Annotated in this window: 24 protein-coding genes and 1 tRNA gene; 7 read left to right on the forward strand and 18 right to left on the reverse strand. The window is 72.7% G+C overall.

The window, feature by feature from the left end; translation table 11 throughout:
- Window positions 1-422: 422 nt before the first annotated feature.
- Window positions 423-1,409 carry a hypothetical protein gene (locus tag ACFWVP_RS34220; RefSeq protein WP_384501995.1) on the forward strand — a complete coding sequence of 329 codons (987 nt, stop codon included), beginning with the start codon at window positions 423-425 and terminating at the stop codon, window positions 1,407-1,409.
- On the opposite strand, the gene ACFWVP_RS34225 is transcribed toward ACFWVP_RS34220, so the two are convergent.
- The 4 genes from ACFWVP_RS34225 to ACFWVP_RS34240 form a co-directional block, all read right to left on the reverse strand.
- A complete protein-coding gene (locus ACFWVP_RS34225) occupies window positions 1,406-1,789 on the reverse strand; it encodes a VOC family protein (protein ID WP_384501996.1) in 384 nt (127 codons plus the stop codon). The two genes, ACFWVP_RS34220 and ACFWVP_RS34225, sit on opposite strands and share 4 nt — an antisense overlap.
- A gap of 135 nt (window positions 1,790-1,924) precedes the next feature.
- On the reverse strand, window positions 1,925-3,163 hold the full coding sequence (locus ACFWVP_RS34230) for a VWA-like domain-containing protein (protein WP_384501998.1): 1,239 nt from the start codon (window positions 3,161-3,163) through the stop codon (window positions 1,925-1,927).
- Complete coding sequence (locus tag ACFWVP_RS34235) at window positions 3,160-4,434, reverse strand: AAA family ATPase (protein WP_384502000.1); 1,275 nt, start codon at window positions 4,432-4,434, stop codon at window positions 3,160-3,162. The genes ACFWVP_RS34230 and ACFWVP_RS34235 overlap by 4 nt, the downstream gene beginning before the upstream one ends.
- 75 nt (window positions 4,435-4,509) lie before the next feature.
- Window positions 4,510-5,904, reverse strand: a complete 1,395-nt coding sequence (locus ACFWVP_RS34240; RefSeq protein WP_384502002.1) for a hypothetical protein — start codon at window positions 5,902-5,904, stop codon at window positions 4,510-4,512.
- 233 nt (window positions 5,905-6,137) lie between these two features.
- Between ACFWVP_RS34240 and ACFWVP_RS34245 the strand changes: the two genes are divergently transcribed.
- Window positions 6,138-6,464: a hypothetical protein gene (locus tag ACFWVP_RS34245; RefSeq protein WP_384502003.1), complete on the forward strand. Its 327-nt coding sequence runs from the start codon at window positions 6,138-6,140 to the stop codon at window positions 6,462-6,464.
- Window positions 6,465-6,468: 4 nt separating this feature from the next.
- Here ACFWVP_RS34245 and ACFWVP_RS34250 read toward each other — a convergent pair whose 3' ends face one another.
- The gene (locus tag ACFWVP_RS34250) at window positions 6,469-7,050 is read right to left on the reverse strand and encodes a hypothetical protein (RefSeq protein ID WP_384502005.1); all 582 of its coding nucleotides are present in this window, start codon (window positions 7,048-7,050) and stop codon (window positions 6,469-6,471) included.
- 177 nt (window positions 7,051-7,227) lie between these two features.
- Here ACFWVP_RS34250 and ACFWVP_RS34255 point away from each other — a divergent pair, with 177 nt between their 5' ends.
- A complete protein-coding gene (locus ACFWVP_RS34255; RefSeq protein ID WP_384502007.1) occupies window positions 7,228-8,262 on the forward strand; it encodes a questin oxidase family protein in 1,035 nt (344 codons plus the stop codon).
- Between the two features lie 34 nt (window positions 8,263-8,296).
- On the opposite strand, the gene rbsD is transcribed toward ACFWVP_RS34255, so the two are convergent.
- Genes rbsD through ACFWVP_RS34280 form a run of 5 tightly spaced genes read right to left on the reverse strand, consistent with a single transcriptional unit; the run spans window position 8,297 to window position 14,268 of the window.
- Window positions 8,297-8,686: a D-ribose pyranase gene (gene rbsD / locus ACFWVP_RS34260; protein ID WP_384502009.1), complete on the reverse strand. Its 390-nt coding sequence runs from the start codon at window positions 8,684-8,686 to the stop codon at window positions 8,297-8,299.
- Entirely contained in the window at window positions 8,683-9,678 is a 996-nt protein-coding gene (locus ACFWVP_RS34265) for a ribokinase (RefSeq protein ID WP_384502011.1), read from the reverse strand. The genes rbsD and ACFWVP_RS34265 overlap by 4 nt, the downstream gene beginning before the upstream one ends.
- A gap of 30 nt (window positions 9,679-9,708) precedes the next feature.
- Window positions 9,709-11,676, reverse strand: a complete 1,968-nt coding sequence (locus ACFWVP_RS34270; RefSeq protein ID WP_384502012.1) for a substrate-binding domain-containing protein — start codon at window positions 11,674-11,676, stop codon at window positions 9,709-9,711.
- Entirely contained in the window at window positions 11,666-13,234 is a 1,569-nt protein-coding gene (locus tag ACFWVP_RS34275; protein WP_384502014.1) for a sugar ABC transporter ATP-binding protein, read from the reverse strand. Before ACFWVP_RS34275 ends, ACFWVP_RS34270 begins: the two co-directional genes overlap by 11 nt.
- Window positions 13,231-14,268 (reverse strand): LacI family DNA-binding transcriptional regulator, encoded by a 1,038-nt coding sequence (locus ACFWVP_RS34280; protein ID WP_384502015.1) that lies wholly within the window; start codon window positions 14,266-14,268, stop codon window positions 13,231-13,233. Before ACFWVP_RS34280 ends, ACFWVP_RS34275 begins: the two co-directional genes overlap by 4 nt.
- Before the next feature lie 848 nt (window positions 14,269-15,116).
- Between ACFWVP_RS34280 and ACFWVP_RS34285 the strand changes: the two genes are divergently transcribed.
- The 3 genes from ACFWVP_RS34285 (at window position 15,117) to ACFWVP_RS34295 (ending at window position 17,404) form a co-directional block, all read left to right on the forward strand.
- Window positions 15,117-15,533, forward strand: coding sequence for a hypothetical protein (locus ACFWVP_RS34285; protein ID WP_384502017.1), 417 nt, complete (start codon window positions 15,117-15,119; stop codon window positions 15,531-15,533).
- A gap of 147 nt (window positions 15,534-15,680) precedes the next feature.
- Complete coding sequence (locus tag ACFWVP_RS34290; protein ID WP_384502019.1) at window positions 15,681-15,908, forward strand: hypothetical protein; 228 nt, start codon at window positions 15,681-15,683, stop codon at window positions 15,906-15,908.
- Entirely contained in the window at window positions 15,905-17,404 is a 1,500-nt protein-coding gene (locus ACFWVP_RS34295) for a SulP family inorganic anion transporter (RefSeq protein ID WP_384502020.1), read from the forward strand. Before ACFWVP_RS34290 ends, ACFWVP_RS34295 begins: the two co-directional genes overlap by 4 nt.
- 425 nt (window positions 17,405-17,829) lie before the next feature.
- Here ACFWVP_RS34295 and ACFWVP_RS34300 read toward each other — a convergent pair.
- Window positions 17,830-17,917 (reverse strand) — tRNA-Leu (locus ACFWVP_RS34300).
- A gap of 203 nt (window positions 17,918-18,120) precedes the next feature.
- Here ACFWVP_RS34300 and ACFWVP_RS34305 point away from each other — a divergent pair.
- A complete protein-coding gene (locus ACFWVP_RS34305; protein ID WP_384502022.1) occupies window positions 18,121-19,533 on the forward strand; it encodes a DUF2254 domain-containing protein in 1,413 nt (470 codons plus the stop codon).
- Window positions 19,534-19,627: 94 nt separating this feature from the next.
- Here the strand turns inward: ACFWVP_RS34305 and ACFWVP_RS34310 are convergent, their stop codons facing one another.
- Genes ACFWVP_RS34310 through ACFWVP_RS34340 form a run of 7 tightly spaced genes read right to left on the reverse strand, consistent with a single transcriptional unit; the run spans window position 19,628 to window position 26,626 of the window.
- Window positions 19,628-20,695: a sugar phosphate isomerase/epimerase family protein gene (locus tag ACFWVP_RS34310; protein ID WP_384502024.1), complete on the reverse strand. Its 1,068-nt coding sequence runs from the start codon at window positions 20,693-20,695 to the stop codon at window positions 19,628-19,630.
- Window positions 20,696-20,737: 42 nt separating this feature from the next.
- Window positions 20,738-22,120, reverse strand: a complete 1,383-nt coding sequence (locus ACFWVP_RS34315; RefSeq protein WP_384502026.1) for an alkaline phosphatase family protein — start codon at window positions 22,118-22,120, stop codon at window positions 20,738-20,740.
- Entirely contained in the window at window positions 22,117-23,292 is a 1,176-nt protein-coding gene (eboE, locus tag ACFWVP_RS34320; protein ID WP_384502027.1) for a metabolite traffic protein EboE, read from the reverse strand. Before eboE ends, ACFWVP_RS34315 begins: the two co-directional genes overlap by 4 nt.
- A gap of 4 nt (window positions 23,293-23,296) precedes the next feature.
- Window positions 23,297-24,145: a TatD family hydrolase gene (locus tag ACFWVP_RS34325; RefSeq protein WP_384502029.1), complete on the reverse strand. Its 849-nt coding sequence runs from the start codon at window positions 24,143-24,145 to the stop codon at window positions 23,297-23,299.
- Complete coding sequence (locus tag ACFWVP_RS34330) at window positions 24,142-24,774, reverse strand: EboA domain-containing protein (protein WP_384502031.1); 633 nt, start codon at window positions 24,772-24,774, stop codon at window positions 24,142-24,144. The genes ACFWVP_RS34325 and ACFWVP_RS34330 overlap by 4 nt, the downstream gene beginning before the upstream one ends.
- On the reverse strand, window positions 24,768-25,631 hold the full coding sequence (locus ACFWVP_RS34335) for a sugar phosphate isomerase/epimerase family protein (protein WP_384502033.1): 864 nt from the start codon (window positions 25,629-25,631) through the stop codon (window positions 24,768-24,770). The genes ACFWVP_RS34330 and ACFWVP_RS34335 overlap by 7 nt, the downstream gene beginning before the upstream one ends.
- The gene (locus ACFWVP_RS34340; RefSeq protein WP_384502035.1) at window positions 25,628-26,626 is read right to left on the reverse strand and encodes an SCO3242 family prenyltransferase; all 999 of its coding nucleotides are present in this window, start codon (window positions 26,624-26,626) and stop codon (window positions 25,628-25,630) included. Before ACFWVP_RS34340 ends, ACFWVP_RS34335 begins: the two co-directional genes overlap by 4 nt.
- Between the last annotated feature and the right edge of the window lie 174 nt (window positions 26,627-26,800).

Below are 26,800 nucleotides of genomic sequence, written 5' to 3' on the forward strand. Positions count from 1 at the left end.
TATTCGCGTCGCGCGCTGCTCCTTTTTTTAACACCCCCCCGGCCCCCCCCCCCCGGCGGCCCCCCCCCCCCCCCCCCCGCGGCGCGGCCCGGGACCCTCCGGCGTACGCGGGCCGGTTCGGGCGGGGAACCCTGCGGACCGGCCCACACCCGGGCCCCACACCCTGGCCCCACACGCGGGCCCCGCGGGAACGGCGGCCAGGGACGGGCCGACCCGTCCCGGCGTCGCGCCCCCGGAGCCGAAGGGGCGCGGGCCCGGAGCCGAAGGGGCGCGGGCCCGGAGAGGGAACGTCGGCCCAACAGTGTTCGGCGGGCGCGTGTCGGGCGGGGAAATCCTCGAATTCACCGCCGGTTTCCGCAGACGGATCTCCGGCCCGCGACGTTAACCTCGACCCGTCCACCCGACGATTCCGCGAGGTTCCCGTGACGCCCCTCAGCAAGCTCTACCTCCAGCTCGACGACGTCGAACTCCCGGACGCGATCCCCTACTCCCAGGTGAGTACGTGGGAACTGCGCTTCCTCTACCTGCTGGGACGCCATCGGCTGACCGGGGAGGGCAAGGCGATCGAGCTGGGGTCGGGCGGCGGCGGATCGACGTACGCGTTCGCGCTCGGCCTGTCGCAGAACCCGGACTTCGACAAGGAGCTCAACAAGCTGCACGCCTACGACTTCTTCCGGGTAGGGAAGGGCACCTTCGCCTCGGAGAAGTTCTTCTCCGCCGGCGTCGCTCCCGAGGACAGCAACTCCTTCCTCGACGATTTCAAGGACAAGCTGAAGCCGTTCATCGACTTCATCGAACTGCACCCCGGTGACCTCTGGAACACGTCCGACCCCGATGACCACAGCCCCATCGAGTTCCTGCACGTCGACATCGCGAAGACTGCGCGGGTCTTCCGCTGTGTGGCCGAGCGCTTCCTGCCCCGCCTGGAGCCGGGATCGGTGCTGCTGCACCAGGACTTCGCCAGCCCCCGGCTGCCGTGGCTGCACTACAGCACCGGTCTGCTGCTGCCGTACATCGAGATCGCCGGGCCGCCCATCCGCTCCACGCTCGCCTTCGAGGTGGTCAAGCCCATCCCGCAGCACGTGCTGCGGGCCATAGCCGAGGACTCCTTCACCACGGACAAGAAGCTGAAGCTGATGTCGGCGGTCCAGGACGTCGTCGACCGGGACCACACCGACGGGATCCCGTTCAAGGCCGTGATCGAGCTCGCCAAGGCCTATGTCGCCCACTACGACGGCGACCACCGCCGCGCCTGGAAGATCGCCGAGCCGCTGACCTCGGACGAATACCTGGACCGGACCCGCAAGGACCACTTCGCCCAGCTGCGGAAGGCGCTCGACGGGGCCGCGCCCGGCAGCCGCCCCTCCGGCCTCTCCAAGCTGGTCAGGAAGGTGACGGGGCGGGCCTAAGGGGCTGTCGCGGCACGGTCGGAGTCGCTGCGGAGTACGCAGAATTCGTTGCCCTCGGGGTCCGCGAGGACGGCCCAGCCGGCGCCGCCGGGTTCTCGGCGATCGGCGACGAGGACCGCACCCAGGCCCAGCAGCCGCTCGACCTCCTCCTCACGCGAGGTCTCCGGGCGCAGGCACAGATGGACGCGGTTCTTGACCGTCTTCGGCTCCGGGACCTGGTTGAAGTACAGCACCGGGCCCCCGGGAAGCGTCACCTGCGTCTCGTGATCGCCCGGTTCGGCCTCCGGGTCCGGCGGGCACCCGGTCACCTCGCTCCAGAACCGGGCCAGTTCATAGGCATCCGCACAATCGACCGCCACGTTCTGCACTACCGAGACCATGCACAGGAGCCTGCACGATCATGGCCCCGGTGCGCCACCCGATTGTGCCCCCGGGTGCCCGGAACGTCGGCTGTCGGTGCCCGCGCCCCGGGGCGCTCCGCTGCGAACCGCGCACCCGGGCACGTGGCACGTGCTCTATCCGATCTCGACCACGCGGGCCCACGGCGGCGGTGAGTCCGGGACGTAGTCGGGATCGTCGTCGTCCATCGAGCCGCCCCCGCGCCGGGGGAACAGGCCGACCACCGTGCGGCAGGCCGGCTGGGCGCTCGGCCAGGGCGTCTGCCCGTCGGTGAGGACCACGACGACGTCCGGCCGGGGCTGCGTCCGGAGCACCTTGGCGAATCCCGTACGCAGATCCGTTCCCCCACCGCCGACCAGCGGGATCCCCTCCGCCCGGCACAGCGGGTGCACGACCCCGGCCGATGCGTCGCAGGACAGGACACCGACCAGGTCGCGACGGCCGCCCACGGCGCGGGAGATCGCGGCGACCTCGAGGAGGGCGCTGCCCAGTTCGGTGTCGCTGACCGATCCGGAGGTGTCGATGACCACGGAGACCCGGGGAGGCCTGCGCCGGAGGCTGGGCAGGACGACGCCGGGCAGCGACGCCGAACGTCTGGACGGGCGGCCGTACGTGTAGTCCTGGCCCGCGCCCGCACCGGAAGCCGCCGAGCGGACCGCCGCGCCCAGCAGGTCGCGCCACGGCTGCGGAGGGTGGAAGGCCTCGTCCGCCCAGCGCTGCCACCCTTCCGGGGCGCTCCCCGGGCGGCCGGTGATGCCCTGCGCCACCCGGAACCGCACCGCGTCACGCTCCTGCGCGCTGAGCCCGTACGCGCCGTCCGGTCCCAGGTCCCACCCCCGTTCCAGCCCGTCGGCGCCGCTCCCGCAGTCCAGCCAGACGAGGCCCTGCGTGTGCGGGCCGAGCCGGAACCGGCTCAGGTACTCCTCCATGAGCAGCCCGCCGGGCAGCCCCAGGGACTCCGGGTCGACGGCGTCCTCGGGGCCGACCAGTCCGTCTCCGAACACGTCGTCGTTGATCTCGCAGTCGGCGGCGATGTTCATCCGCAGCCGCTCCCCCGCGCCGGTCAGCCCGCGCTCCCGCGCGACCCGGTCGCTTCGCCCGTGATGGTCGCGCAGCAGGTGGGACACCTCGTGCACCCACACCCCGGCCAGTTCCTCCTCCGAGGTCCCCGCCACGAACGTGGGCGAGACGTAGCATCGCCAGTGCCGGTCGACGGCCATCGTCGGCACCCGTCGCGAATCCACCACGTGCAGGGCGAACAGTGCCGTCGCCAGGTAGGGGCGGACCCGGGCGGCGTGCAGCCGGGCGGCGTAGAGCTTGTCGAGGTCCAGTGCCCCCGGGTCGGCCGTGGTCATCGGCCCGCCCCGGCGCCGGCCTTGGTCCGGGACACCGCCCGGTCGGCGGCCCGGTCCGCCCGCCGGGACAGGGAGACCGCTCCGGCGAGCCGTTCGATCGATTCCGGAACGTCCCAGTCCTCCTGGCGCAGGGAGGCGAGTGTGGTCGCGGGGACGACGACCAGGTCCGGGGCTCCGGTGTCCAGCGCCCGGACGAGCAGGGCCCATGCCGCGTCCCAGCGGGATCTGTCCGGGCGGTTGCGGACCGCCGCGACCACCCCGTCGAGGACGGCCTGGCGCAGGTCCCCGCGTTCGGGAAGGACCGCACCGGCCGGGTCGGCGAGCAGCGTCTCGGGGTCCGGGAGGTCCAAGCGGTCGAGGCTCGCCAGCAGTTCCAGCCCGGGCCCGTCCCCCACCGTGCCCCTGACCAGGAGGGACAGCACCTCCCTGGAGGAGCCGGCGGCGGTCGCGAAGGCGATCAGGCACAGGGTCATGTCCCAGCTCCGGGGCGACGGCCAGGGGCCGCCGCGGCGTGTCTCGCTGCTGGGCATCTGGTGCACGAGCTTGGGCCGGGCGGCGAGGAGCCCGCACACGGCGCGGCGGGCGAAGTCCACGGCCTCGGGAAGCTTCCCGGGGTCGAGCCGCGGCAGGGTGGCCCGGGGCCACGTACCGCCGAGGCCACGCACCACGACCTCGTGGTCGTGGATCCACTTCAGGTGGACGAACCGGTTGGCCAGCGGCGGGCTGAGCTCCCATCCGTCGGCGGCCGAGGAGCGCGGGTTGGCGGCGGCCACGATGCGGACCCCGGGCGGGAGTTGCAGGGTGCCGATCCGCCGTTCGAGGACGAGGCGGAGCAGGGCGGCCTGGACGGCGGGCGGCGCGGTGGACAGTTCGTCCAGGAACAGCAGCCCCCGGCCGGCCCGGACGAGGCGTACCGCCCAGTCCGGCGGGGCCATCGGGACGCCGTTCCCGGCGGGGTCGTCGCCGATGACGGGCAGGCCGGAGAAGTCGGACGGCTCGTGGACGCTGGCGATGACCGTGGTCAGCGGCAGGTCCAGGGACACGGCGAGCTGGGTGAGGGCCGCGGTCTTGCCGATGCCGGGCTCGCCCCACAGGAGTACGGGCAGGTCGGCGGCCACGGCCAGGGTCAGCGCCTCCAGCTGGATGTCGGGGCGCGGTTCGGTGGTGGTGTCGCGCAGCAGGGCCATCAGGCTGTCGGCCACGTCGAGTTGGGTGGCGCGGGGCCGGTCGGCGGGGGTCGTGGTCAGGGCGGGCGGGGTGCATGTGGACATGGGTGATCACCTTGTGGGTTCGTGTCGGGGCAAGGGGGTGCCGAGGGCGCGGCGGCGGGCGGACGGAGGCGCCGGTCAGCGGGGGTTCGGTCGGTGCGGGCGCGCGTGGGGGTCGCGGATGAGGGTGTGGTCGGGGCGGTAGCGGACGGGTCCGGGTCCGATCAGGTCCGCCCTGAACAGCCCGTAGGTGATGCGCCGTTGTGCGGCCGCTTCGAGCTCGTCCCGCAGGGCGCCGCTGCGCAGCACCGCGCCGGGCCCGAGCAGGCCCTCGACGACGGCCAGCGCACCGGCGGTGTCGCCGTGGTCCAGGCGTTCGCGGACACCGGCGAGGCAGTCCGGATGCCGGTGCGCCTCGTCGATGGCCCGCAGGCAGGGCAGCGGGCTTCCGGTCAGCGCGACGAGGAGTTCCTCCCGGCGGATCTCGCCGGGGTCGTGGTCCAGCGGTACCAGGACCCCGTCGACCAGGCCGATCCGGTGCCGGGAGCCCCGGCACTCGACGAGGCGCGGCCGGCCCGCCTCGTAGGGGGGCGGGGGGCCCTCTGCCGGTGTGTGGTCGGGGGCCAGGGCCGCGACGACCAGCGGGTGGAGACGGCCGGGCTCGATCGCGCCGGTGCGCAGGAGTTCCAGGTCGGGCAGGATCCAGGTCGCCGCGTCCGGCAGGATCGGCGGCGCGGGGGCGCCGTCCCGGGTGCCCGGTTCCGCGACGCGCAGGGAGTGCGGGCCGTCCCCGTGCGCGGCGAGGTCCAGGTGGAGCCGGTGCCTGGACCCGAACCGTACGGCCACACGGCCGTCCGTCCGCCCCTCGGCGCGGAGCAGCGTCTCCGCCTCGGCACCCCACCGGTCCAGGGCGCAACCGCGCCCCGGCGGCACCCGTTCCCGTACCTCCGGGTCCACGCCGGGAGGGTCGGCGGGCCGGGTGTCGGCCCCGGAGCGGGTCCGCAGCTCGCCGGTCCTGCGCGCGTCCCACAGGTGGCGGTGCAGGTCGAGGCGGAAGCGCCGGTTGGGACGGGGGTGCGGATGGCGGCGGGCGCCTGCCCCGGCGCGGGAGCCGTCCCACAGGGCGAGGCTGATCCGCTGACCGGCGTCGGCCCAGGCGGGCGGTGTCCGGACCACGAGTTGCAGCGGCGGGGCGCCGTCATGCCCCACGGTGTCGTATCCGGCCAGGGGGATGGTCAGGCCGGGACGCAGCAGACCGTGCGGAGCGATCCTCGGCATGTGCCAGCGGAGCAGGTCGGGTGCGAGATGGCGCAGATCGGCCCGGATACGGGCCGCGTAGGCATGTCCGTGGGTACGCGCCACGGACCGTAGGTCGAGATCGACGTCGACGCCTGCGGCGGCGCACGCCCCTGCCCAGTCCCCGGCGGCACGGCGGGCGGTCGCAGTCTCGATCATGGAGGGCGGCACGGCGAACTCGCGCACGCGCAGCCAGAAGGACGGGTGGGAATCCCGATTCGCGATCTGAGTGAGCATCAGCACTCACCTTGCGCGGACGGGTCCCCCAATCTGTGAACGGAGTGAGTCGTCATCGCGGGCAGCGTAGCGCGCGCTTTCCCGAACTGCCAGTCTTTTCGGCTCCGTACGCGAGGGCGACGGGAAGCCGCGGGGGCTCCCGCGCCAAAACGTGCGCACCGGGCAGTTAACGGGATTGACCGCATCGCCGGTGCTCGCGTCCCCCAGAATGGTGGTGACGGAGGAGGACCCTCATGCCACACTCCGACCGGCCCGGTCCGGACGGCGAAGCAGCGCGTGGGCGCTACACGCGAGACCTTCGCGGGGACCGGCAGGCCGTACGGCAGCTGCTGGGTGCGGATGTCGGTGGTGCCCACCTCGGTCTGGCCCTGACCATCGGCGCGCTGCTCGTGGCCGCCGGTTTCTCCGGCCCCCGCTGGGTCCCGATCGTCTCCGGAGTCTGCACGGCGTGGTTCGCCCTCGCCCTGGCGGTCGTCCACTTCCGGGGTGCGCGGGGGCGCGACGCGGTCCGGCGGGCGTACGTCGCGACGTTCGGCTGGGGCGAGTACGTCACGCCCTGAGGCATCAGCTCCCGGACAGGTTCTTCTCGACGAGGATCCTTCCGGCCGAGTCGTACACGGTCAGGCTGTCCGGAAGCACGGACACGCCGTCCTTGTACGGCGAGACCTCGGCGGTCCACGCGCCCCACCCCGGTTTCCCGGCGAGTGTGACCAAGGTGCCCTCGTGCGCCCCTCCGGCGTCGCGCACCACCAGACGGGCCGCGCCCGGCACCTCGAACTCCCCGATCCAGTGCTGCCGTTCCGACGTACCCGTACCCGTGACAAGGCCGACGTACGGCCTGTCCACATCGGTCAACGGATAGCAGCCCTTCACCCTCATCACCTGGTCACAGATCCGGCGGTCCCCGGTCAGCCAGACACTCGCGTCCCGCGTCACCGCGACCCGCTCCCCGGGAGCGACGATCCGCACACGGGTCTGCGTGTCGGCTATGGGGGCAGGGGCGGAACGGGCCACCGTGGCTGCCGTACCGGCCGAGGGTGCCGTGGTCGTGGGTTCTTCGACGGCCTGGGCGACGGCCCCGGACAGGCCGAGCAGCACGGCAGCCGTGCACGCGGCGTAGGTCAGCGATCTGTCGGTCCACTTCATGGGGTGACTCCTCTTCGGCGTCGCCGCGTCTGCGGCAGGAGCGGTTCTCCACCCCCCTCAACGCCACGCCTGCCGCCCACGGGTGACACCTGGGACAGAAGACCTGGGCGCCCGGGTCACCGGTCCTAGGCCTTCGGCCTGTTACGCCGCCGGAGTGACCGGCCTACCGTCCTGACCATGGACACGACGGGCATTCTCGACGAGGCACTCCAGCGACTGCACGGTTCGGGACCGGAGCGCCTGGGGCGGCTGACCAATCACGCGCCGATGGCCGTCGAGGCCCTGACCTCTCACGGCCAGGCGGCTGCCGTGCACCGTTGGCTCGATCTGTACGCATCCAGGCTGGAGGAGTTCCCGCCCGGGGTGGAGCCCGTCACGGACTCCGACTGGCGGGCGGCGCTGGGCGATCCGCGCCGTGCCGCCGACTGGATCGACTACTTCGGCCGGGAGGTCGCCGACCGCCCGTGGCGCGACGTGCTCACCGTGTGGTGGCCCCGTCTGCTGCCCGGCATGTACGGCGGTTCGACGCACCCGGTGATCCGGGTGGGGCACGCGGTACGCACCCTGCTGGCCGACGGGACCGGCGGGGCGACCCACAAGGCCACCGGGCCGCGCCTGGCCGAGCTCGCCCACGGCCTCGGCTACTGGGCCGCCCGCTTCCACCCCGTCGACGGACTCGCTCCGCTGCCCGGCGCCGACAGCGCGGCAGCCGCCCTCGACGCGGTCGCGCCGGTCGCCGGACACGGCGGCGGCTTTCCCGACCGGCTCGGCCGTGTCACCGGCCTGCCGGTGTGGGCGGCGGCGATCACGGACCCGGACGAGGCGTACGGCCGCCTCACCGAACTGGTGCGGGCCGCCACCCACCGGTACGCCACGCACGGCCACGGCGAGGCGACCATGCTGGTCCACGCGGCCACCGCGCCGAACGCGGTACTGCGCACCCTGCCCGCGCTCCCGCGTGTCCTGTGGGTACCCGGCCTGCGGGCCGCCTGGACGGCGTCGGCGGCGGTGACCGCGATGTACGCGCCCGACGCCCCGGTCGCGTACGACCCGCCGGGCACCCTCACCCCGGAAGAGGTCTTCGGGCGGGCCCTGGCACACGGCGACGAACACGTCATCAAGCTGACCGACACCGCCCTCGACGTCGGTGACGCACAGGCGTTGGCCGCGGCGCTGCGTTCCGTCGAGCTGAGCGAACCACTGGTCGCGTGAGGGGCCGTGCGCGAGGAGACCGCCTGCCCACGGGTCAGAAGAAGACCCCGCACCGCAACAGCACGTTGGCGTACGGTCGGGCCTCCCCCGTCCGCACCACCAGCCGCGCCCCGGCCGACAGTGCCTTGAGCTCCGCGTGCGGGACATGGGTGAGCACCGGGAGGCGGGCGGTCAGGAGGCGGGCGGCGTCCGGGTTGGCGTCCCGTACCTCCTCGGCCGCTGTGGCTGACTCCACGACCAGCTCGTCGAGCAGGCCGTCGAGCACCTCGGCGAAGGCCGGGACGCCGGCCCGGAAGGCCAGGTCGACGACTCGGGGACCGGGCGGGACGGGCATGCCGACATCGCAGACCAGGACGCCGTCGCCGTGGCCCAACTCGGCCAGCGCACCGGCGAGATGGCGGTTGAGGATGCCTGACTTCTTCACGCTGCGACGACCTCTTCGGCGGTGGGGAAGGACGCCTGCGCGCCCTGTCGGGTGACGGCCGCGGCGCCCACCCGGACGGCGAACGCGGCGGCCTCGGCCAGTTCCTCGCCGAGGCCGAGGCGCCAGGCCAGGGCGGCGGTGAACGCGTCACCGGCGCCCGTGGTGTCCACCGCGCGTACCTCGGGGCTCGGTACGCGTACGGGGTCGTCGTCGCTCCGGCTGTCGGCGACGAGTGCGCCCGCCGCGCCCAGGGTGACGACGACGGAGCGCGGACCGTGCCTGAGCAGGGCGGTCGCCCACTCCTCCGGTGAGGTGCCGGCCGGCTCCCCCAGGATGCCCAGGAGGTAGCGGGCCTCGTGTTCGTTGACCACGAGCGGGTCGCAGGCCCTCAGCACGTCCTCGGGCAGGGGTGCGGGCGGGGACGGGTTGAGGACGAGCCGGGTGCCGGGAGTGAGGGCGCGGGCCGTCTCGGCGACGGTCTCCAGGGGGATCTCCAGCTGTACGGAGACGACCCGGGCCGCGTCGAACAGGGGTGCCGCCGCCCTGATGTCCTCGGGGGTGAGCCGGGCGTTGGCCCCCGGGGAGACCACGATGCTGTTGTCGCCCGAGGGGTCCACCGTGATCAGGGCGACCCCGGTGGGTGCCCCGCCGACGAGGACTCCGCCGGTGTCGACGCCCGCCGCCCGCTGCGATTCCAGCAGGAGCCGTCCGTGGGCGTCGTCACCGACCCGGGCCAGCAGGGCCGTACGGGCGCCGAGGCGGCCGGCGGCGACCGCCTGGTTGGCTCCCTTGCCGCCCGGGTGGACGACGAGGTCGGTGCCTAGCACCGTCTCCCCCGGCGCGGGGCGGCGGTCGACACCCACGACCAGGTCGGCGTTGGCCGAACCGACGACCAGGAGGTCGTACCGGGCGGGGGCGGAGTCCCGGACGGGGGCGTTGTCCTCGACGGGAGCCGAGTCCCGGGCGGGGGCGGAGTCCTCGTTCTCGTACATCTGTGGTGCTGCCTTCCGTGGGCCTGCGGGTCAGGAGAAGTCGGCGACGTTCTTCTGGGTGACGACCTTGACCGGCACCTTCACCATGTCCTGGATCTTCTCGTCGTCCGCGGCCCTGACCGCGTTACGCACGGCGATCCTGCCCAGTTCCTTCGGCTGCTGGGCGACGGACGCGTACAGCGTGCCCGCCTCGACCGCCTTCAGGCCGTCCGGCGTGCCGTCGAAGCCGACGACCGAGACGGACGTTCCGGCCTTGCTGCCGAGGGCCTTGGTGGCGCCGAGCGCCATCTCGTCGTTCTCCGCGAAGACACCGGTGATCCCGGGGTGCGACTGGAGCAGGTTGGTCATGACGTCCAGGCCCTTGGTCCGGTCGAAGTCGGCCGGCTGGGTGGCGACGACCTTGATGCCGGGGTACGCCTTGATGCCTTCGGCGAAGCCCGCGCCGCGCTCGCGGCTGGCGGAGGTGCCGGCGGTGCCCTGGAGGACGACGATGCTGCCCTTGCCGCCGAGCTTGTCCGCGAGTGCGTCGGCGGCGAGCTTGCCGCCCGCCACGTTGTCGGAGGCGACGAGCGTCGCGGCCTCCGCCCCGTTGACGCCACGGTCCGCGGCGACCACCGGGATGCCGGCCTTGTTGGCGCTGCGGACGCCGGGTCCGACGGCGTCGGAGTCCACCGGGTTGACGATGATGGAGCCCACCCCGGAACTGGTGAAGTTCTGCAGCTGGTTGGCCTGTTGCGCGGCGTCGTTCTGGGCGTCGGTGACGGTGAGGTCGATTCCGGCCTTCTCCGCCTCGGCCTGGGCGCCCTCCTTCATCTGGACGAAGAAGGGGTTGTTGAGGGTGGAGAGGGACATGCCCACCTTGGTGGTGCCGCCGGAGGAACCGGAGTTGAAGAACGTCACGGCGGCGACGACCGCGGCCACGCAGACCAGGGCGAGGCCGGCCTTGACCGCTCCCTTGCGCCCGGACCCGGGGGCTCCGGGGGCGGCGGAGGAGCCGGACGCGGACGCGGCACCCGATCCGGCCTTGCGGCGCAGGGTGTCGAGCAGCACCGCGAGGGCGATGACGACACCGATGACGACCTGCTGCCAGAACGCGGACACGGACAGGAGGTTCAGGCCGTTGCGCAGCACGGCGAGGATGAGCGCGCCGATCAGGGTGCCGGACGCCTTGCCGACACCGCCCGCGAGGCTGGCGCCTCCGATGACGACCGCGGCGATCGCGTCGAGTTCGTATCCCTGCGCGGCCTGCGGCTGTGCGGAGACCAGGCGGGAGGCGAGGACGATGCCCGCGACGGCGGCGAAGAGGCCCGCCAGGGCGTAGATGGCCAGCTTCTGCTTCTTGACACGCAGACCGGAGAGCCGTGCCGCTTCCTCGTTGCCGCCGATGGCGTACATGGCGCGGCCGATGTAGGTACGGGCCAGGATGAGCGCGGTGAGCAGCCCCATCACGATCATGACGAGGACCGGGACGGGGAGCCAGCCGCCGAGCGTGTCGCCGAGTACGGAGACGGAGTCGGGGAACGGGATCGGCTGTCCCTGGGAGATCACCAGGGACAGTCCGCGGGCGACGGAGAGCATGGCCAGCGTCGCGATGAACGACGGCAGCTTCCCGTACGCGACGAGGGCTCCGTTGACGAGACCGCAGGCGAGACCGGTGGCGAGGCCGAGGACGACGGCCAGCCAGACGGGGACCCCTTCGGACGTCGCCGCCCAGGCGATGACCGTCGCGGAGAGCGCGGCGACCGAGCCGACGGAGAGGTCGATGCCCGCGGAGACGATGACGAACGTGACACCGAAGGCGAGGATCGCCGTGACGGCGGCCTGCACGCCCACGTTCAGCAGGTTCTGCGTGGTGAGGAAGTCGCCGGAGAGCAGCGACATCGCCACCAGCAGGACGACCAGGGCGCTGAGGGCACCGTTGTCGAGGAGAAGGCGGCGGGCCGTACGTCCTGCGGTGCCGCCCGAGCCCTTCTTGCTCACAAGCGTGTCAGTGGCCACGGGGGCCCTCCTCTTCGTTCACTGCGTTCCCGGCGTCTGTCGCGGGGGTGGGGGTGGGGGTGGGGGTGGGGGCGGCGCTGACGGCGAGGGCCATCACGGCGTCCTGGGTGGCTTCGTGGGCGGGGAGTTCACCGGCGATACGGCCCTGGGCCATGACGAGCACCCGGTCGCTCATGCCGAGGACCTCGGGCAGGTCGCTGGAGATCATCAGGACGGCGTGTCCGGAGGCCGTCAGCTCGTTGATGAGCTGGTAGATCTCGACCTTGGCGCCGACGTCGATGCCGCGGGTCGGCTCGTCGAGGATCAGTACACGGGTGTCCGCGAGCAGCCACTTGCCGATGACGACCTTCTGCTGGTTGCCGCCGGAGAGCGTACGGACGTGCTGGCCGAGGCCCGCCATGCGTACGCCCAGCTGCCCGGCGATCCTCGCGGCGGCCGTGCGCTGTCCCTTGAGGTCGACGAGGCCGGAACGGGTCGCGGATCGCAGGGTGACGAGGCCGAGGTTCTCCTGCACGGAGGCGTCGAGGACCAGTCCCTGGCCCTTGCGGTCCTCGGGCACCAGGCCGAGTCCGGCGCCCATGGCGGCGGTCACGTCGTGCTTGCCGAGCCGCTCGCCGAGCACGTCGACGGTTCCGGCGTCGTACGGGTCCGCGCCGAAGACGGCACGGGCGACCTCGGTGCGGCCGGCCCCGACGAGACCGGCGAGGCCGACGACCTCGCCGGCCTTCACCTCGAAGCTGATGTCGTGGAACACCCCGTCGCGGGTGAGTCCCCGCACGGAGAGCAACGGCTCTCCTGTTTCCGGGCGTTCCCGGGGGTACTGCTGGTCGATGCTGCGGCCCACCATCAGCTGGACGAGCTCCGCCTCGGGTGTGGACGCGGGCACCTGGTCGATGCTGCGGCCGTCACGCAGGACGGTCACACGGTCGCCGAGCGCCGCGATCTCGTCGAGGTGGTGGGTGATGAAGACGACGCCGACCCCGTCCTCGCGCAGCTTCCGCACGATCCGGAAGAGCTTGTCGACCTCCTCCGAGGTGAGGACGGCCGTCGGCTCGTCCATGATCAGGACGCGTGCCTCCAGGCTGAGCGCCTTGGCGATCTCGACCATCTGCAGCCGTGCGATGCCCAGTTCGCGCACCTTGGCCCGGGGGGAGACGTGCAGGCCGACGCGGCGCAGCAGCACCTCGGCGTCGGCTTCCATGCGCCGCCGGTCGATCATGCCGAGGCGGCGCGGCTGACGGCCCAGGAAGATGTTCTCGGCCACGGTCAGATCGGGAACCAGGTTGAACTCCTGGTAGATCGTGGCGATTCCGAGCTTCTCGGCGTCCTGCGCGCCGTGGATGCGGACCTCCTGCCCGTGGGCGAAGATCCGGCCGCTGTCCGGGCGGTAGGCGCCGGAGAGCATCTTGATGAGGGTGCTCTTGCCGGCCCCGTTCTCACCGAGCAGGACGTGCACCTCGCCGCTGCGCAGGTCGAAGTCGACGCTGTCCAGGGCCACTACGCCGGGGAAGGTCTTGCGTACGCCTTCGATGCGCAGCAACTCGACTGACTCGCTCACAAGTCGCTCCTCCGGTCCGAACGGTTCGGGGTTCTCTCGCCTGCGGGCTCACCGCAGGAACTGCGGACGACGAGGCGGGCGGGCAGGGTGACGGACTGCGGGGGGCGGCCCTCGATGACGTCGACCAGTGCGCGTACGGCGGCACGGCCGAGGTCTCCGGTCGGCTGGGCGATCGCGGTGATCGGCGGTCCGGTGTGCACGAACCACGGGATGTCGTCGAAGGCCGCGATCCCGATGTCCTCGGGGACCCGCAGGCCGTGGGTGCGGATGGCGTCCAGTGCGCCGAGCGCCATCAGGTTGTCGGCGGCGAACACGATCTCGGGCGGTTCGGGGAGCGACAGGAAGTGCTCGGTGGCGCGCCGGCCGCTGTCCGCCTGGAAGTCGCCCTGCCCGATGTAGGCGTCGGGCAGCGCGAGTCCGTGGGTGCGCATCGCCTCGCGGAAGGCCTCGACGCGCTCGTCGCCCGTGGTGGTGGCGGCGGGGCCCGCGATGATGGCGAGTCTGCGGTGGCCCAGCGCGTACAGGTGGGCGACCAGGTCCTGGATGGCCCGGTGGCCGTCGGCGCGTACGACGGGGACGTCCACACCGGGCATCCAGCGGTCCACGAAGACCATCGGGGTGCCCGTGCGTGCCACTTCCAGCAGCAGGGGGGAGTCGCCGTCGGCGGGCGAGACGAGGAGCCCGTCGATCCTGCGGTCCAGCAGGGTGCGGACGTGGTGGTCCTGCTGCTCGGTCCGCTCGTCGGCGTTGCCGATGATCACGCTGTAGCCGAGGGCGCGGGCCTCCTCCTCGACGGAGCGGGCGAGCGCGGTGAAGTACGGGTTGAGCACGTCGCTGATGACCAGGCCGAGGGTGCGGGTCTGATCGGTGCGCAGCGAGCGGGCCACGGCGTTGGGCCGGTAGCCGAGGGCTTCGACGGCCGCGAGGACGCGACTGCGCGCGTCCGGGCTGACGGAGGGATGGCTGTTGAGGACGCGGGAGACCGTGGCGACAGAGACTCCTGCCTGGGCCGCGACATCCTTGATGCTCGCCATTTCCGGACCACCTCCTTGTGGTTTCCGTGAGCCTCGATCCAGCGGACTGCGCCGTGGAATCGATTACACGGATGATTGGAAACGATTACATGGCTGAAATCAAGACCCTCCCCGTGCTCCGAGACCGGATCGTGACGCGGCGGCCGGCGCGCACGCCTCCCCTCGGCGTCACCGGCCGAGCTGCGGCGCCGGCGGTCCCGAAAGGGCCGTAACGGGTGTCCGGAGCGCGGGAGGGCCGACCGGCCTCGAAGACCCACGGCGGCCGGCCCCTGCCTCGAAGGGGCCACCGGCCACCCGCCCCCGGAGGGCCACCCGCACCCTCTTCCCGCACCGGGCGTCCGGAGTGGGCGACACCCCGACGCGCGCCCTCACCCGGCCGACAAGGACGAAGACACGCGTGTCCGAATATCCCTGTCCCGATTCACGCGCCGGATATCCGGGCCCCGCCTGGCGGCCTCGCGGCGCACCTCTCCCGTCTCGAACGCACCGCAGCCCCGAGACGAATTCCGAACCGCCGAATCCCACACCAACAGCCCGCATCTGTGTGCGAATTGCGAACCTCGCCCACCCCGCCCGATCGAACAGGAACTGACCGACAGAATGTGCGGGAAGCCCTGTCGACCTGGCCGTACGGGTGTGGGCAGAGGGCCGTCCGGCCTGCGGACGAACCGGCACCGGGGGCCGGAAGGAGATACCGACAGGAACTCCACCGCCCCCACTGTCTTCACCACGCCGATTTCCCCCATTCGAACCGTGACTTCCAGACTCTTCACACGAGTTCAACTCGGCGGACCTTTTCGCCTGTTAGCTTCGATAAACGCGCGGACGAAGTCCGGAAGGAGGCTCAGGTGCGAGATGTGACGGCCCGGTTCGTGCTCACGATCCTGACCGCCCTCCTGCTGGCTCTGCAGTTCCCCGTGCCCACCGCACTCCTCCCGGTCGCCCACAACACCCAGGCCGCCGGGTCGCCGGAGCGGCTCGCGGGCGCCACCGCCGGCCAGGCCGCGCACCCACCCGTGCGGACGTACGCGACGTGCCACGGCACGGTCCAAGACGGCGAGTCCAACGGCCTTCTGCGCAACCGTGACCGCCACCATCGCGCCGCGGCCGGCTCCGCGACCGACACGCTCGTACGTTGCATCGTCGCGGACGACACCGCGGGCCGCCGCTCCCTGACCGCGCCTGCCGCTCCGGGTGCCGCGTCCCGCGTGTCGAGACCCCCGGCCTCACCCACTCCTGCGTCACTTCAGGTGTTCCGCTGCTGAGCCGTTCCACCGCGCGCACCGGCCTCACCCGCTCGCCTCGCACCTCCGGGTGCGTCGACGCGGGGTCGTGCCGTCGTGCCCGCCAGGACCTCGCTCCCGCTCGTACACCGACGCGCCGCCCACGGCGCGCCAGGAGGAACCACAGTTATGCGCCCCCTCGTCGAACCCGTCCGGTCCTTTCGCGAACAGCCGTCGGAGCGCCCTGAGGCGCCCGCCCGACTCCCCCACGGCCGGCCCCCGCAGGTGCTGTCCACCGCCCGCTCCGGACCCCGGGTCGCCCCCGCGCCCGACACCGGCAGCCGCCACGCGGCGGCGGTGCGCGCGGGCGCCGTACAGGCCCCCGGCGTACGCTCCGACACCGCCCGGACGCCGTGAGGGCCGTCTGGGGCGACCGCGCGGCCTTTCCCCATCTGCGGCAGGACTTCACCGCCTCGGTCGTCGTGTTCCTCGTCGCCCTTCCCCTGTGCGTGGGCGTCGCCGTGGCCTCCGGCGTACCGGCCGAGCTGGGTCTGATCACGGGCGTCGTCGGCGGTCTCCTCACCGGCATGATGCGCGGCAGCAGTCTCCAGGTCTCCGGTCCGGCCGCCGGACTGACCGTGCTGGTCTTCGAGGCCGTCCAGACCTTCGGCCTGGCCACGCTCGGGGTGATCGTGCTGTGCGCCGGACTGTTGCAGCTCACCATGGGCGCCCTGAAGCTGGGGCGCTGGTTCCGGGCCATCTCCGTCTCGGTCGTCGAGGGCATGCTCGCCGGGATCGGGCTCGTACTCATCGCCGGCCAGCTCTACACCGCTGCCGGGCTGGAGGCACCGGTCTCCGGCGCGGGCAAGGTCGTCGGACTCCCCGAGGCCCTCGCGGGGGCCTTCGCCGACACCGAGGCACTGGCGTCCCTCGCGGTCGGTGCCGCGACGATCACCGTGGTGGTGCTGTGGAAGCACACACCGGCACGGGTACGCGCCGTGCCGGGCGCACTCGCGGCCGTCGTGCTGGCCACACTCGCGACCCTGGTGTTCAGCCTGCCGGTCGCCACGGTCGAGGTCCGGGGTCTGCTCGGCGCCGTCCAGTTCCCCGGGCTCGACGACCTCGGCCGACTGGCGAGCCTGGGTGTGCTGGGGACCGTGCTGGCCTTCGCTCTGATCGCCTCCGCCGAGAGCCTGTTCAGCGCCGCCGCGGTCGACCGGCTCCACGACGGCCCGCGTACCGAGTACGACAAGGAGCTCATGGCGCAGGGGGCCGGCAACGCGGCGTGCGGGCTGCTCGGCGCACTGCCCATGACCGCGGTCATCGTGCGCAGCTCCGCCAATGTCCAGGCGGGCGCGCGGACCAAGGCCTCCCGGGTCCTGCACGCGGTGTGGCTGCTGCTCTTCGCGGCGCTGCTGCCCTCGGTCCTCGCGCTCGTCCCGCTGCCCGCCCTCGCCGGGATCCTCATCCACGCGGGCTGGAAGCTGATTCCGCTGCGCACCCTCGCGACCCTGTGGCGCGAGCACCGGGGTGAGGCCCTGATCCTGCTGGTCACCGCGGTGGCGATCGTCACCGTGAACATGTTCGAGGGCGTCCTGATCGGACTGGCCCTGTCGGTGGCCAAGACCGCGTGGGACGCCTCGCAGATCAAGCTCGACGTCGCCGACACGGGCGTGGGCCCCATCCAGGCGTACCTGTCCGGCAACGCGACCTTCCTGCGGCTGCCGAACATACTCGACAGCTTGGAAGCACTGCCCCAGGACCGGCCGATCGAGCTGGACCTCGCCGGGCTGCACCACCTGGACCACGCGTGCCGCACCGCGCTGGAGAACTGGGCGGCGCGCCACAGCTCCCCCGGGATCGAACCCGTACACCTGACCGAGAAGGCGCCCGTGGGCACCACCTCCGGCTGACAGCCGGTGAGCCCCGACCACCCGGCCGCAGGGGGAACCCATCGTGGCAGGGTTCCCGCCGGTGTCCGAGGGGGACGTGAATTCCCACTCGGACACCGGCCCTCTTCGCATGTGACCTGGGGGGATGTACCTCACCCGGTTACGGGACCGCGAGGGACGTGCTCATCATCACCGACCCACCCGCGGATGCCTCACACCCTGACGCCCACCGGAGACACCGCCGGCGGCCACGATCGGCACCCGGCCACCTACGCGTCGCCGCCCCGAGCCGCCGGCACCCGGGTAGGAGGCAGGCGACCTTCGGCCGGGGCGTCACTCTCCATCCCGGCGAGCCCGCGGAGGGCCAGGTCACGTCGACCACAACGACAAAGCCGGTCAAAGCGACAAAGTGTCGCTTTGACCGGCTCTGTTTGGTCGGTTGACCCTGGTGTCCGAGGGGGGACTTGAACCCCCACGCCCGATAAAGGGCACTAGCACCTCAAGCTAGCGCGTCTGCCATTCCGCCACCCGGACAAGGTGTCTGTCGTTCACGGCGTGTTCCCCGTGGCGACAAAGAAAACAATACCAGGGGTTTCGGGTGCCCCTCACCTGCGTTTTCCGTGGTCAGTGCGGTGCGGGCGGGTCCGGGCGGACGACCCGTCCCACCCGGAGCCGACACCCCGTACGGTCCGTGGCGTGCCGTGCACTCACAGTGGCCGGAGGCTACCTTCGCGGGCATGAACGGCAGCGGCGGCACGGGTGGCGCGGGTGGCACGGGTGGGACCGGCGGGCCGGGCTGGTCCGGCGGGCGGAGTGGGGTCGGCCGGCCGGGCGGGCCGGGAGACCGGGCCGCCCGGCCGCCCCACGCCCTGGCCAACCTGCGTGAGGGGCTGCGGGACACGTTCTGGTTCGCGCCGACCGTGGGACTGCTGTGCTCCTTCGCGCTGTGGTCGGTCCTCTCCGAGATCGACGCGCGGATCGTCGCCTACCTGAAGGAGGAGCGGGCGTACGAGGAGCTCGGGGAACTCATCGCGATCGTCCTGGACACCCGGACGATCGTCACGACGATCAGCTCCGCGATGATGACGTTCATCGGTGTCGTCTTCAGCATCTCCCTGGTGGCCGTGCAGATGGCGAGCGGGCAGCTCACCCCGCGGGTGGTGCGGATCTTCGTACGGAGCCGGATCAGCAAGCTGACCCTCACGGTGTTCCTGGCGACGTTCGCGTTCTCGCTGCTGGTGCTGTCCTCGTACGAGGGCGGGGCCGCACCGGATCCGCGGCGGGTCACCTCCGTACCGCTCCTGCAGAGCGTGCTGACACTGGTCATGGTCGGGCTGAGCCTGCTGCTGTTCATCGCCTATGTCTCGGCCACCCTGCGGCTGATGCAGGTCGGGCCCGTCCTGGACAACATCGCCCGTGAGTCGTTCCGGGCGCTCGCGCGGCAGCCCGGCGGGGAGCTGTTCGACGGGGTGCCGCTCGGCGCGGAGACGACACGGCTCGCGCACCGCGAGCGGGCGGGGGTGCTGCGGGGCGTGAATGTGGCGCGGCTGGTGCGGGTGGCGCGCCGTCAGGGGGTCGTCCTGCGGTTGGTCCCCCGGATCGGGGACTTCGTGGTGCCGGGGACCCCGGTGCTGGCCGTGCACGGCGGGTCCGCGCCGCCGCCGTACGCGCTGAGGTACACGGTCGCCGTCGGGGTCGAGCGCGCCCTGCGGCAGGATCCGGCGTTCGGGCTGCGGCAGTTGTCGGACATCGCGCTGCGCGCCCTGTCGTCGTCGGTGAACGATCCGACCACGGCGGTGCAGTGCCTCGACCGGATCGTGCAGTTCCTTTCGGTGGCCGTGCACCTGCCGCTCGGGCCGATGCACCACCGGGACCGGCGGGGTGCGGTGCGGCTCGTCCAGGAGGTGCCGGGGTGGGCGGATCTCGTGGATCTGGCCTTCGAGGAGATCCGGGGGTGCGCGGCCGACAGCCCGCAGGTCACCCGGAGGCTGCTGGCCGGGCTCGACGACCTGCTGCTGCTCGCGGCCGAGGAACGGCGAAAGCCGCTGCTCAGGCACCGCGCGCTCCTGGTCGAGGCGGTGGAGCGGACGGTGTCCGAGGCTGCCGGGCGGGCGTTCGCGCTGCAACCGGACCGCCAGGGAATCGGCTGACACGTCCGCTCGGTCACGGCGCGAGGCTCACTCGAGGCACACGCGTGGGGCCCGGTTCCGGGAACCGGGCCCCACGCGTGTGTGCGGTAAGGCGTCAGTCCCCGCAGCGGCTGTCGCGGAGCGAGTGCAGGTGCGCGCTGGACTTGCGGGCGAACGCGAAGGACTCGGCCGGGTTGTCGTGCTCGGTCTGCCAGTGGTGGTAGGTGCGGCCCCGGTGGGTGCGCTCGGTGACGCGGCTCAGGAAGGTCTTGTAGTCGATGTCGCCGTCGCCGACGTCCGACATGCGGTAGCCGTCACGGGCCGTGTCGTCCCTGACGCCGTCCTTGACGTGGAACAGGGGGTAGCGGTCGGGCTGCTTGAGCACGTAGTCGACGGGGTTGAAGGGGGCCGGGGTGCCGTCGGCCTTCTTCCCGAAGCGGAACTGGGCGGCGAAGGCCCAGTAGATGTCCATCTCCAGGTAGACCAGGTCGGGGTCGGTCTCGGCGAGCAGGACGTCGTAGAGGCGTACGCCGGGCTTGTCGGTGGCGAAGGAGAACTCCTCCGCGTGGTTGTGCTGGTAGAACTTCATGCCGCGCTCGCGGGCGGCGGCACCGTAGGTGTTGAAGTCCTCGGCGGCACGCTTCCAGCCGTCCACGGTGGAGCCGTAGCGGAACGGTCCGGAAGCGGTGCCTATGTGCTTGAGGCCGAGGGCCTGGGCCTCGTCGAGCACCTTGGTGAGGTTCTGGGCGAAGGTGTAGGCACCGGGGTTGTTGTCGTCGTAGTAGCCGACGTGGCTGCCGATGGGGTTCAGCCCGTGGTCCTTGGCGAGCTTCTTCAGCTGGGCGAGGGTGATGGCGCCGGCCGACCCCTGGGTGTATCCGGCGAACTCGATCTCGTCGTAGCCGTACTTCTCCAACTCGGCGAAGACGGGGGCGAAGCCGAGGGTGGAGACCTTGTCGCGGAGGCTGTAGAGCTGGATGCCGAGGCGGCCGGGGGGCAGCACGGCACGGCCCTTGCCGTGCCCGTGCCCCTTACCGTGACCGTGTGCTTGGCCGGCGTTGCCTGCCGCCTGGGCGCTCGCGGCGCCGAGGAGGGTGGCGGCCGTGGCTCCGGCGGCGACGCCCAGGACGTTGCGGCGGCTGAGTCTGCGCGCGAGTTCGGGGTCCTTCGGGGTGCGGCTCATGATCACGTATCTCCTGTGTGGGTGTGCGGGTGGGTCGGACGGTCAGTGCAGCCCCGCGAGCTGGAGGAGCAGGGACTTCACCTCGGTGGCCTGGACGCGGCCGGTGAACGCGTGGGGGGCGGAGCAGAGGATGAGCGGACCTTCGTCGTCGCTCTCGGGGAGGCGGCCGTGGCTGCCGCGGATGGGTGAGGGGTCCAGCGGGACGACCGCCATGCGGTAGCGCATCCCGAGCTTCTTGCGGGCGACCGCCGAAGCGGCCTTGACCCGGACGTAGGGGTCCTGGGGGTCCATGAAGAGCTCGACGGGGTCGTAGCCGGGCTTTCGGTGGATCTCCACGAGCTGCGCGAAGTCGGGTGCCCGCGCGTCGTCGAGCCAGTAGTAGTACGTGAACCAGGCGTCCTTCTCCGCGACGGCGACGAGCTCCCCGGAACGGGGATGGTCCAGGTGGTGGGCCTTCTTGCCGTCGTCGTCGAGGAGCCGCTCGATGCCGGGCAGGTCGGCGAGGGCCTCCCGGGCCGCCTCCAGGTCCTCGGGACGGCGTACGTAGACGTGGGCGATCTGGTGGTCGGCGACGGCGAAGGCGCGGGAGGCCATCGGGTCGAGGTATTCCATGCCGTCCTGGGTGTGGACCTCCAGCAGCCCGGCGCGGCGCAGGGCGCGGTTGATGTCGACGGGCCGGTCGACGCGGGTGATCCCGTACTCGGAGAGCGCGACGACGGTGCGGCCCTCGGCGCTCGCGTCGGCCAGGAGGGGTGCCACGGCCCGGTCGAGGTCCGCGGCCGCCCGGTGGGAGCGGGGGTCCTCGGGGCCGTGGCGCTGGAGGTCGTAGTCGAGGTGCGGCAGGTAGCAGAGGGCCAGGTCGGGGGTGCGGGTGGCGAGGATGTGCCGGGTCGCGTCGATGATCCACTGCGAGGAGACGAGGTCGGCGCCGGGGCCCCAGAAGTGGAAGAGGGGGAAGGTTCCGAGCTTGTCGGTGAGCTCGTCGTGCAGCGCGGGGGGCCGGGTGTAGCAGTCGGGTTCCTTGCGGCCGTCGGCGTAGTACACGGGGCGGGGGGTGACGGTCCAGTCCGTGTCGGCGCCCATCGCGTACCACCAGCAGATGTTGGCGACGGTGTAGCCGGGGTGGGCGCGCCGGGCGGCGTCCCAGAGCTTGTCGCCCTCGACCAGTCCGTTGTGCTGGCGCCACAGGAGGACGTCGCCGAGCTCGCGGAAGTACCAGCCGTTGGCGACGATGCCGTGCTCGGCGGGGGTGGTGCCGGTGAGGAACGTGGACTGGGCGGCGCAGGTGACGGCGGGCAGGACGGTGGAGAGGGGCGCCTGGGCACCGCTTCCCGCGAGGGCCCGGAGGTTCGGCATGTGTTCCAGCAGCCGGGGGGTGAGGCCGACGACGTCGAGGACGAGGAGGGGGTTGGGGGTGCGCGTCATGGGAGCTCCTTCAGCCCGAGGTCGGTCAGGAGGTCGCGGGCGAGGGTGAGTTCGGCGGCGATGCCGTCGGCGAGCTGGGAGCGGGAACGGGGGCGCAGTTCGGCCGGGAGTGCCTGCCAGGTGTACGTCTCGACCTCCAGGTGCCGGGTCCGGGGCACCGGTCCGCCGACGAGCCGGTTCAGCACGGACCGGAGTACGGGGAGCGTGGAGGCGAGCGGGGGCGCGGGGGGTGCGTGCAGGGGTACGTGGAAGTGGGAGCGCCAGGGGGTGCTGTCGGGGAGCGCTCCGCCGGACAGGGCTTCGTCGAGGTCGTCGGTCCCGCGCAGGCCCGCCGCGGTGAGGGTGCGGGTCTGGTGCAGGAAGCGGGGTTCGGCGAAGGCGCCGAGTGCGGCCCGGACCTCCGGCAGGTGAGGGTGTTCCGCGTGCAGGGCGGCGGAGAGCTGGGCCTTGACGACGGCGACGCCGGCGGCTTCCAGGGCGTCGAGTGCGGTGTCCGGGTCCTCGAAGGAGGTGGCGAGGTGGCAGGTGTCGACGCAGACGCCGATGCGGTCGTGGCCCACAAGGGTGAGGGGTGCGATGGCGTCGGCGGTGGTCTCCACGGTGCAGCCCGGTTCGGGTTCGAGGCCGATCCGGATGGATTTCCCGGTCAGTTCGGCGAGGGCGTCGAGCCGCTGCGCGAGCGTGACCAGGGCTTTCCGTGCGGTGCCGGCCGCGGTGGGGTCGGTGGCGTACGGGGTGCGCCAGGCGATCGGGAGGGTGGAGATGGTGCCCTGGGTGACGTCGTCGGGCAGCAGGGCGGCGAGGAGCCGGGCCAGGTCGGTGGTGTGGGCGAGCCGTTCGGGGTCGGTCCAGTCCGGGGTGTAGACGCGGTACTTGACCTCCTGGGCCCCGAATCCCTCGTAGGGGAAGCCGTTCAGGGTGACCACTTCGAGGCCTCGGTGCTCCAGCTCGGACCGTAGGGAGCGCAGTTCGGACGGGTCGTTCGTGAGGGCGCGGGCGGCGTCCTTGGCGAGCCAGAGTCCGATGCCGATGCGGTCCCGGCCGAGCCGTTTGCGTACGGGCTCGCAGTGGTCGCGGAGCTGTGCGCGGACTCCTTCGAGGTTCTCGGCGGGGTGCACGTTGGTGCAGTAGGCGAGGTGGACGGTGGAGCCGTCGGGGTGGCGGAAGCGCATCGGGTCACTCCCCGCCGCGGAGGATGGAGTTGCCCTCGTGGAGCGGGTCGGGGGTGGCGGTGTCGAGCTGGAGCCGGCCGCTCTGCCCGTAGAAGGCGACGGGGTTGCGCCAGAGGACCTTGTCGACGTCGTCCTCGTCGAATCCGGCCTTCAGCATGGCGTCGGCGACCTTGCGGGTCTTCAGCGGGTCGCTTCTGCCCCAGTCGGCGGCCGAGTTGACGAGGATCCGGTCGGTGCCGTGGTTCCTGAGGATGGTGACCATGCGGTCCTCGTCCATCTTGGTGTCCGGGTAGATGGAGAAGCCGGCCCAGCAGCCGCTGTCTACGGCGTCCTTCACGGTCGTCTCGTTGAGGTGGTCGAGCAGGACGAGCTCGGGGCGGAGGGCCGATTCGCGGACGACGTCGATGGTGCGGTGCAGTCCGGCGAGCTTGTCGCGGTGCGGGGTGTGGACGAGCGCCGGCAGGCCGTGGTCGGCGGCGAGCTGGAGCTGGGCGGCGAGCGCGGTGTCCTCGGCCGGGGTCATGGAGTCGTAGCCGATCTCGCCGACGGCGACGACGGAGTCCTTGACGAGGTAGCGGGGCAGCGCGTCGAGGACGGGTGCGCAGCGGGGGTCGTTCGCCTCCTTGGGGTTGAGGGCGATCGTGCAGTGGTGGGCGATGCCGTACTGGGAGGCGCGGAAGGGCTCCCAGCCGAGCAGCGCGTCGAAGTAGTCGAAGAAGCTGGCGGGCGAGGTGCGGGGCTGCCCGAGCCAGAAGGAGGGTTCGACGAGGGCGCGGACGCCCGCGTCGTACATCGCCTGGTAGTCGTCCGTGGTGCGGGAGGTCATGTGGATGTGGGGGTCGAAGATCCTCATCGGGTTTCCTCCGTGGACGTGGGGGCGGGAGCGGGTGCCGTGAGGTGCAGGACGGTGCGCAGGCCGGCGGGGACCGCGCGGCCGGCCGCGGTGCGTTCGGCCGCGAAGTCGCCGAGCATGCGGGCCAGTTCGGCGTCTCCGCGGGCACGGCGGCCGAGCTCGGCGACGTTCTCGACGGGGACGTCGGTGAAGAGGCACTTGAGCACGGCGTGCCGCCAGGCGTGCGGGTCGAGGTGCAGTGCGGCGTAGGGCCCGACGGCCGCGGCGACCAGCCGGGTGTCGTTGGTGCGCAGGGCGTCCTCGACGAGCGGCAGGGCGGTGGCGCCGAGGTCCAGCCGGTGCAGGGTGAGCAGGACTGCCCGTCGTTCGGCGGCGGTTCCCTGCTCGTAGAGCCGGGTCACGGCGGGCAGACCGGCCCGGGCTTCGAGGAGCAGCAGGGCGCGTACGGAGTCGGCGTGTTCGAGTCCGCAGTGCCGGCCCGCGGCGGCGAAGCGCAGTTCCCAGGGCGGGTTCCCGGTGTCGGTGTCGGGGTGGGCGGCGGCGTGCGCGGCCTCGGCGAGTGCTTCGTCGAGCCAGGCCCTGGCAGCTCCGCGGAGCCGGTCGTCGAGTTCCTTGCGGCTGATCAGCACGCGGCGGCTCCGTTCCTGGCTCTGGCGGCACTTCGCAGGAACTCCATGGACGTGCGGGCGAGTTCGGGCCCCGCGTGGGAGTGGCGGGGAAGCTCCACGACGGTGAGGCCGTCGTAGCCGGTGGCGGCGAGGGCTTCGAGCACGGGCGGGAAGTCGATCTCGCCGTCACCGAACGGCAGGTGTTCGTGGACCCCGCGTCGCATGTCCTCGATCTGGACGTGCCGCAGCCAGGGGGCGGCGTCCTTGACGCAGTCGGCGGGCGGGCGGGGCTCCAGGCACTGGCAGTGGCCGATGTCGAGGGTGAGCCCGAGGGGTTCGGGGTCGCCGAGGAGCGTGCGCAGGTGGTGGAAGTCGGCGAGCGTGGCGAGGAGGTGGCCGGGTTCGGGTTCGATGGCGAGGGGGACGCCGGCGCGGGTCGCGGCGTCCAGTACGGGGGCGAGCGCGTCGGTGAGGCGCTGCCAGGCGGTGTCCTTGGCGGTGTCCGGCGGGGTGGTGCCGCTGAAGCAGTGCACGGCGTGCGCGCCCAGCTCGGCGGCGATGCCGACGGACCGGACGAGCAGCGCGGTGCGGGACGCGCGGGCCTCGGGGTCGGGGTCGAGGAGGGAGGGGCCGTGCTTGCGGCGCGGGTCGAGGACGTAGCGGGCACCGGTCTCGACGGTGACGCCGAGACCCAGCTCGTCGAGCCTGCGGGCCACCTGGCGGGTGCGGGCGCCGAGGTCGGGGGCGAGGGGGTCCAGGTGCATGTGGTCGAGGGTCAGCCCGACCCCGTCGTACCCGAGGTCGGCGAGGAGCCCGAGGGCGTCGTCGAGGCGGAGGTCGGTCAGGCCGTTGGTGCCGTAGCCGAGGCGGAGGCTCATGTGGGGCTGACCTTCCGTGCGAGCGAGCGGGCGAGCGGGACGAGCCCCATGACGGCGAGTCCTCCGAACGGCGCCCCGGCGCGGGCGGCCAGTGCGGCCTGGAGCGGGATCATGGCCCGGATGCCGCCGCCGACCGCACGCCGGGTGAGGGGCGGGGACGGGTTGAGGGCCGCGTGGAGGAGCGGCGGCGCGGCGGTACGGAGGTAGGCACCGGTGAAGGCGGTGAGCGGGAGCCGGTCCGGGGTGGCCGTGGTGCTCCGGGCCGGTTCCCGGTGCCCGCGTAGGACGGCCGCTCCGAGCGCCGCCGTCGCGGCGAGGGCGGCCAGCGGTGCCACGGTCGATCCGCCCTGTGCCTCGTGACGGGAGACGGAGGTGACGGCGTAGGTGTGCGCGCCGAGCAGCAGGGCGGCGGGGAGGGCGGCACGGGGGGTGGCCGGAACGGAAGCGGAGGCATAAGGGGAAGCCGAAGCCGGGATCGAAGCCGGGATCGAAGCCGGGGCCGTGCCCTTGCCGACGGGCGCCGGGTGCGCCGCACCGCCGCGCCCGGCCGTCCCCGACCCGGTAGCCGCGGCCGTCCCGGTAGCCGTCGCGCCGAGCAGCAGGTCCAGCGCGCGGGCCGAGGCCATCGCGGCCGGCCCCAGCTTCGTGTGCTTCAGGCGCAGGTCGTACGCCCAGACCGTGGCCGCCAGCCCTGACGCCACCGCCAGCGCGGGTCGCCCCGCGCGGGCGGCCAGGGCCAGGCCCGCCGCGGTGAGGGCGCCCGCCGCCGCCAGGGCCGCTCCCGGTGCGACGCGCCCGGAGGGGATCGGGCGGTGCGGGCGGTCCACGGCGTCCTCGTCCCGGTCCGCCCAGTCGTTGAGGGCCATCCCCGCCTCGTACAGGCACAGGGACGCGCCGACGGCGAGGGCGGTCCCGGCGTTCGGGCGGCGGCCGATCGCGGCGGCCCCGGCGATCGCGTCGCCGGGCACGCTGAACAGCGCGGACACCCGCAGCAGTTCCGCCCAGGCGCGGAGGGCCTTCCTGGTGTGGCGCCTGTCCGGTGCGGGCGCAGTCCCCCCCCCCCCCGGCCCGCCGGGCGGGGGGGGGGCCCCCCCGGCCGCCCCCCCCCCCCCCCCGCGCCCGGTGCCGGGGATCAGCCGATGTGGAAGGCGTCTCCGTACACGTGCCAG

Origin of the sequence: Streptomyces sp. NPDC058637, from assembly GCF_042717325.1 — a bacterium.
GTDB lineage: Bacteria > Actinomycetota > Actinomycetes > Streptomycetales > Streptomycetaceae > Streptomyces.

Bases quoted from the DNA above. Each gene is read 5' to 3' on its own strand.
- ACFWVP_RS34225 (WP_384501996.1), bottom strand. From the start codon at position 1,789: ATGGTCTCGGTAGTGCAGAACGTGGCGGTCGATTGTGCGGATGCCTAT.
- ACFWVP_RS34230 (WP_384501998.1), bottom strand. From the start codon at position 3,163: ATGACCACGGCCGACCCGGGGGCACTGGACCTCGACAAGCTCTACGCC.
- ACFWVP_RS34235 (WP_384502000.1), bottom strand. From the start codon at position 4,434: ATGTCCACATGCACCCCGCCCGCCCTGACCACGACCCCCGCCGACCGG.
- ACFWVP_RS34240 (WP_384502002.1), bottom strand. From the start codon at position 5,904: ATGCTCACTCAGATCGCGAATCGGGATTCCCACCCGTCCTTCTGGCTG.
- ACFWVP_RS34245 (WP_384502003.1), top strand. From the start codon at position 6,138: ATGCCACACTCCGACCGGCCCGGTCCGGACGGCGAAGCAGCGCGTGGG.
- ACFWVP_RS34250 (WP_384502005.1), bottom strand. From the start codon at position 7,050: ATGAAGTGGACCGACAGATCGCTGACCTACGCCGCGTGCACGGCTGCC.
- ACFWVP_RS34255 (WP_384502007.1), top strand. From the start codon at position 7,228: ATGGACACGACGGGCATTCTCGACGAGGCACTCCAGCGACTGCACGGT.
- ACFWVP_RS34265 (WP_384502011.1), bottom strand. From the start codon at position 9,678: ATGTACGAGAACGAGGACTCCGCCCCCGCCCGGGACTCGGCTCCCGTC.
- ACFWVP_RS34280 (WP_384502015.1), bottom strand. From the start codon at position 14,268: ATGGCGAGCATCAAGGATGTCGCGGCCCAGGCAGGAGTCTCTGTCGCC.
- ACFWVP_RS34290 (WP_384502019.1), top strand. From the start codon at position 15,681: ATGCGCCCCCTCGTCGAACCCGTCCGGTCCTTTCGCGAACAGCCGTCG.
- ACFWVP_RS34305 (WP_384502022.1), top strand. From the start codon at position 18,121: ATGAACGGCAGCGGCGGCACGGGTGGCGCGGGTGGCACGGGTGGGACC.
- ACFWVP_RS34310 (WP_384502024.1), bottom strand. From the start codon at position 20,695: ATGAGCCGCACCCCGAAGGACCCCGAACTCGCGCGCAGACTCAGCCGC.
- ACFWVP_RS34315 (WP_384502026.1), bottom strand. From the start codon at position 22,120: ATGACGCGCACCCCCAACCCCCTCCTCGTCCTCGACGTCGTCGGCCTC.
- eboE (WP_384502027.1), bottom strand. From the start codon at position 23,292: ATGCGCTTCCGCCACCCCGACGGCTCCACCGTCCACCTCGCCTACTGC.
- ACFWVP_RS34325 (WP_384502029.1), bottom strand. From the start codon at position 24,145: ATGAGGATCTTCGACCCCCACATCCACATGACCTCCCGCACCACGGAC.
- ACFWVP_RS34335 (WP_384502033.1), bottom strand. From the start codon at position 25,631: ATGAGCCTCCGCCTCGGCTACGGCACCAACGGCCTGACCGACCTCCGC.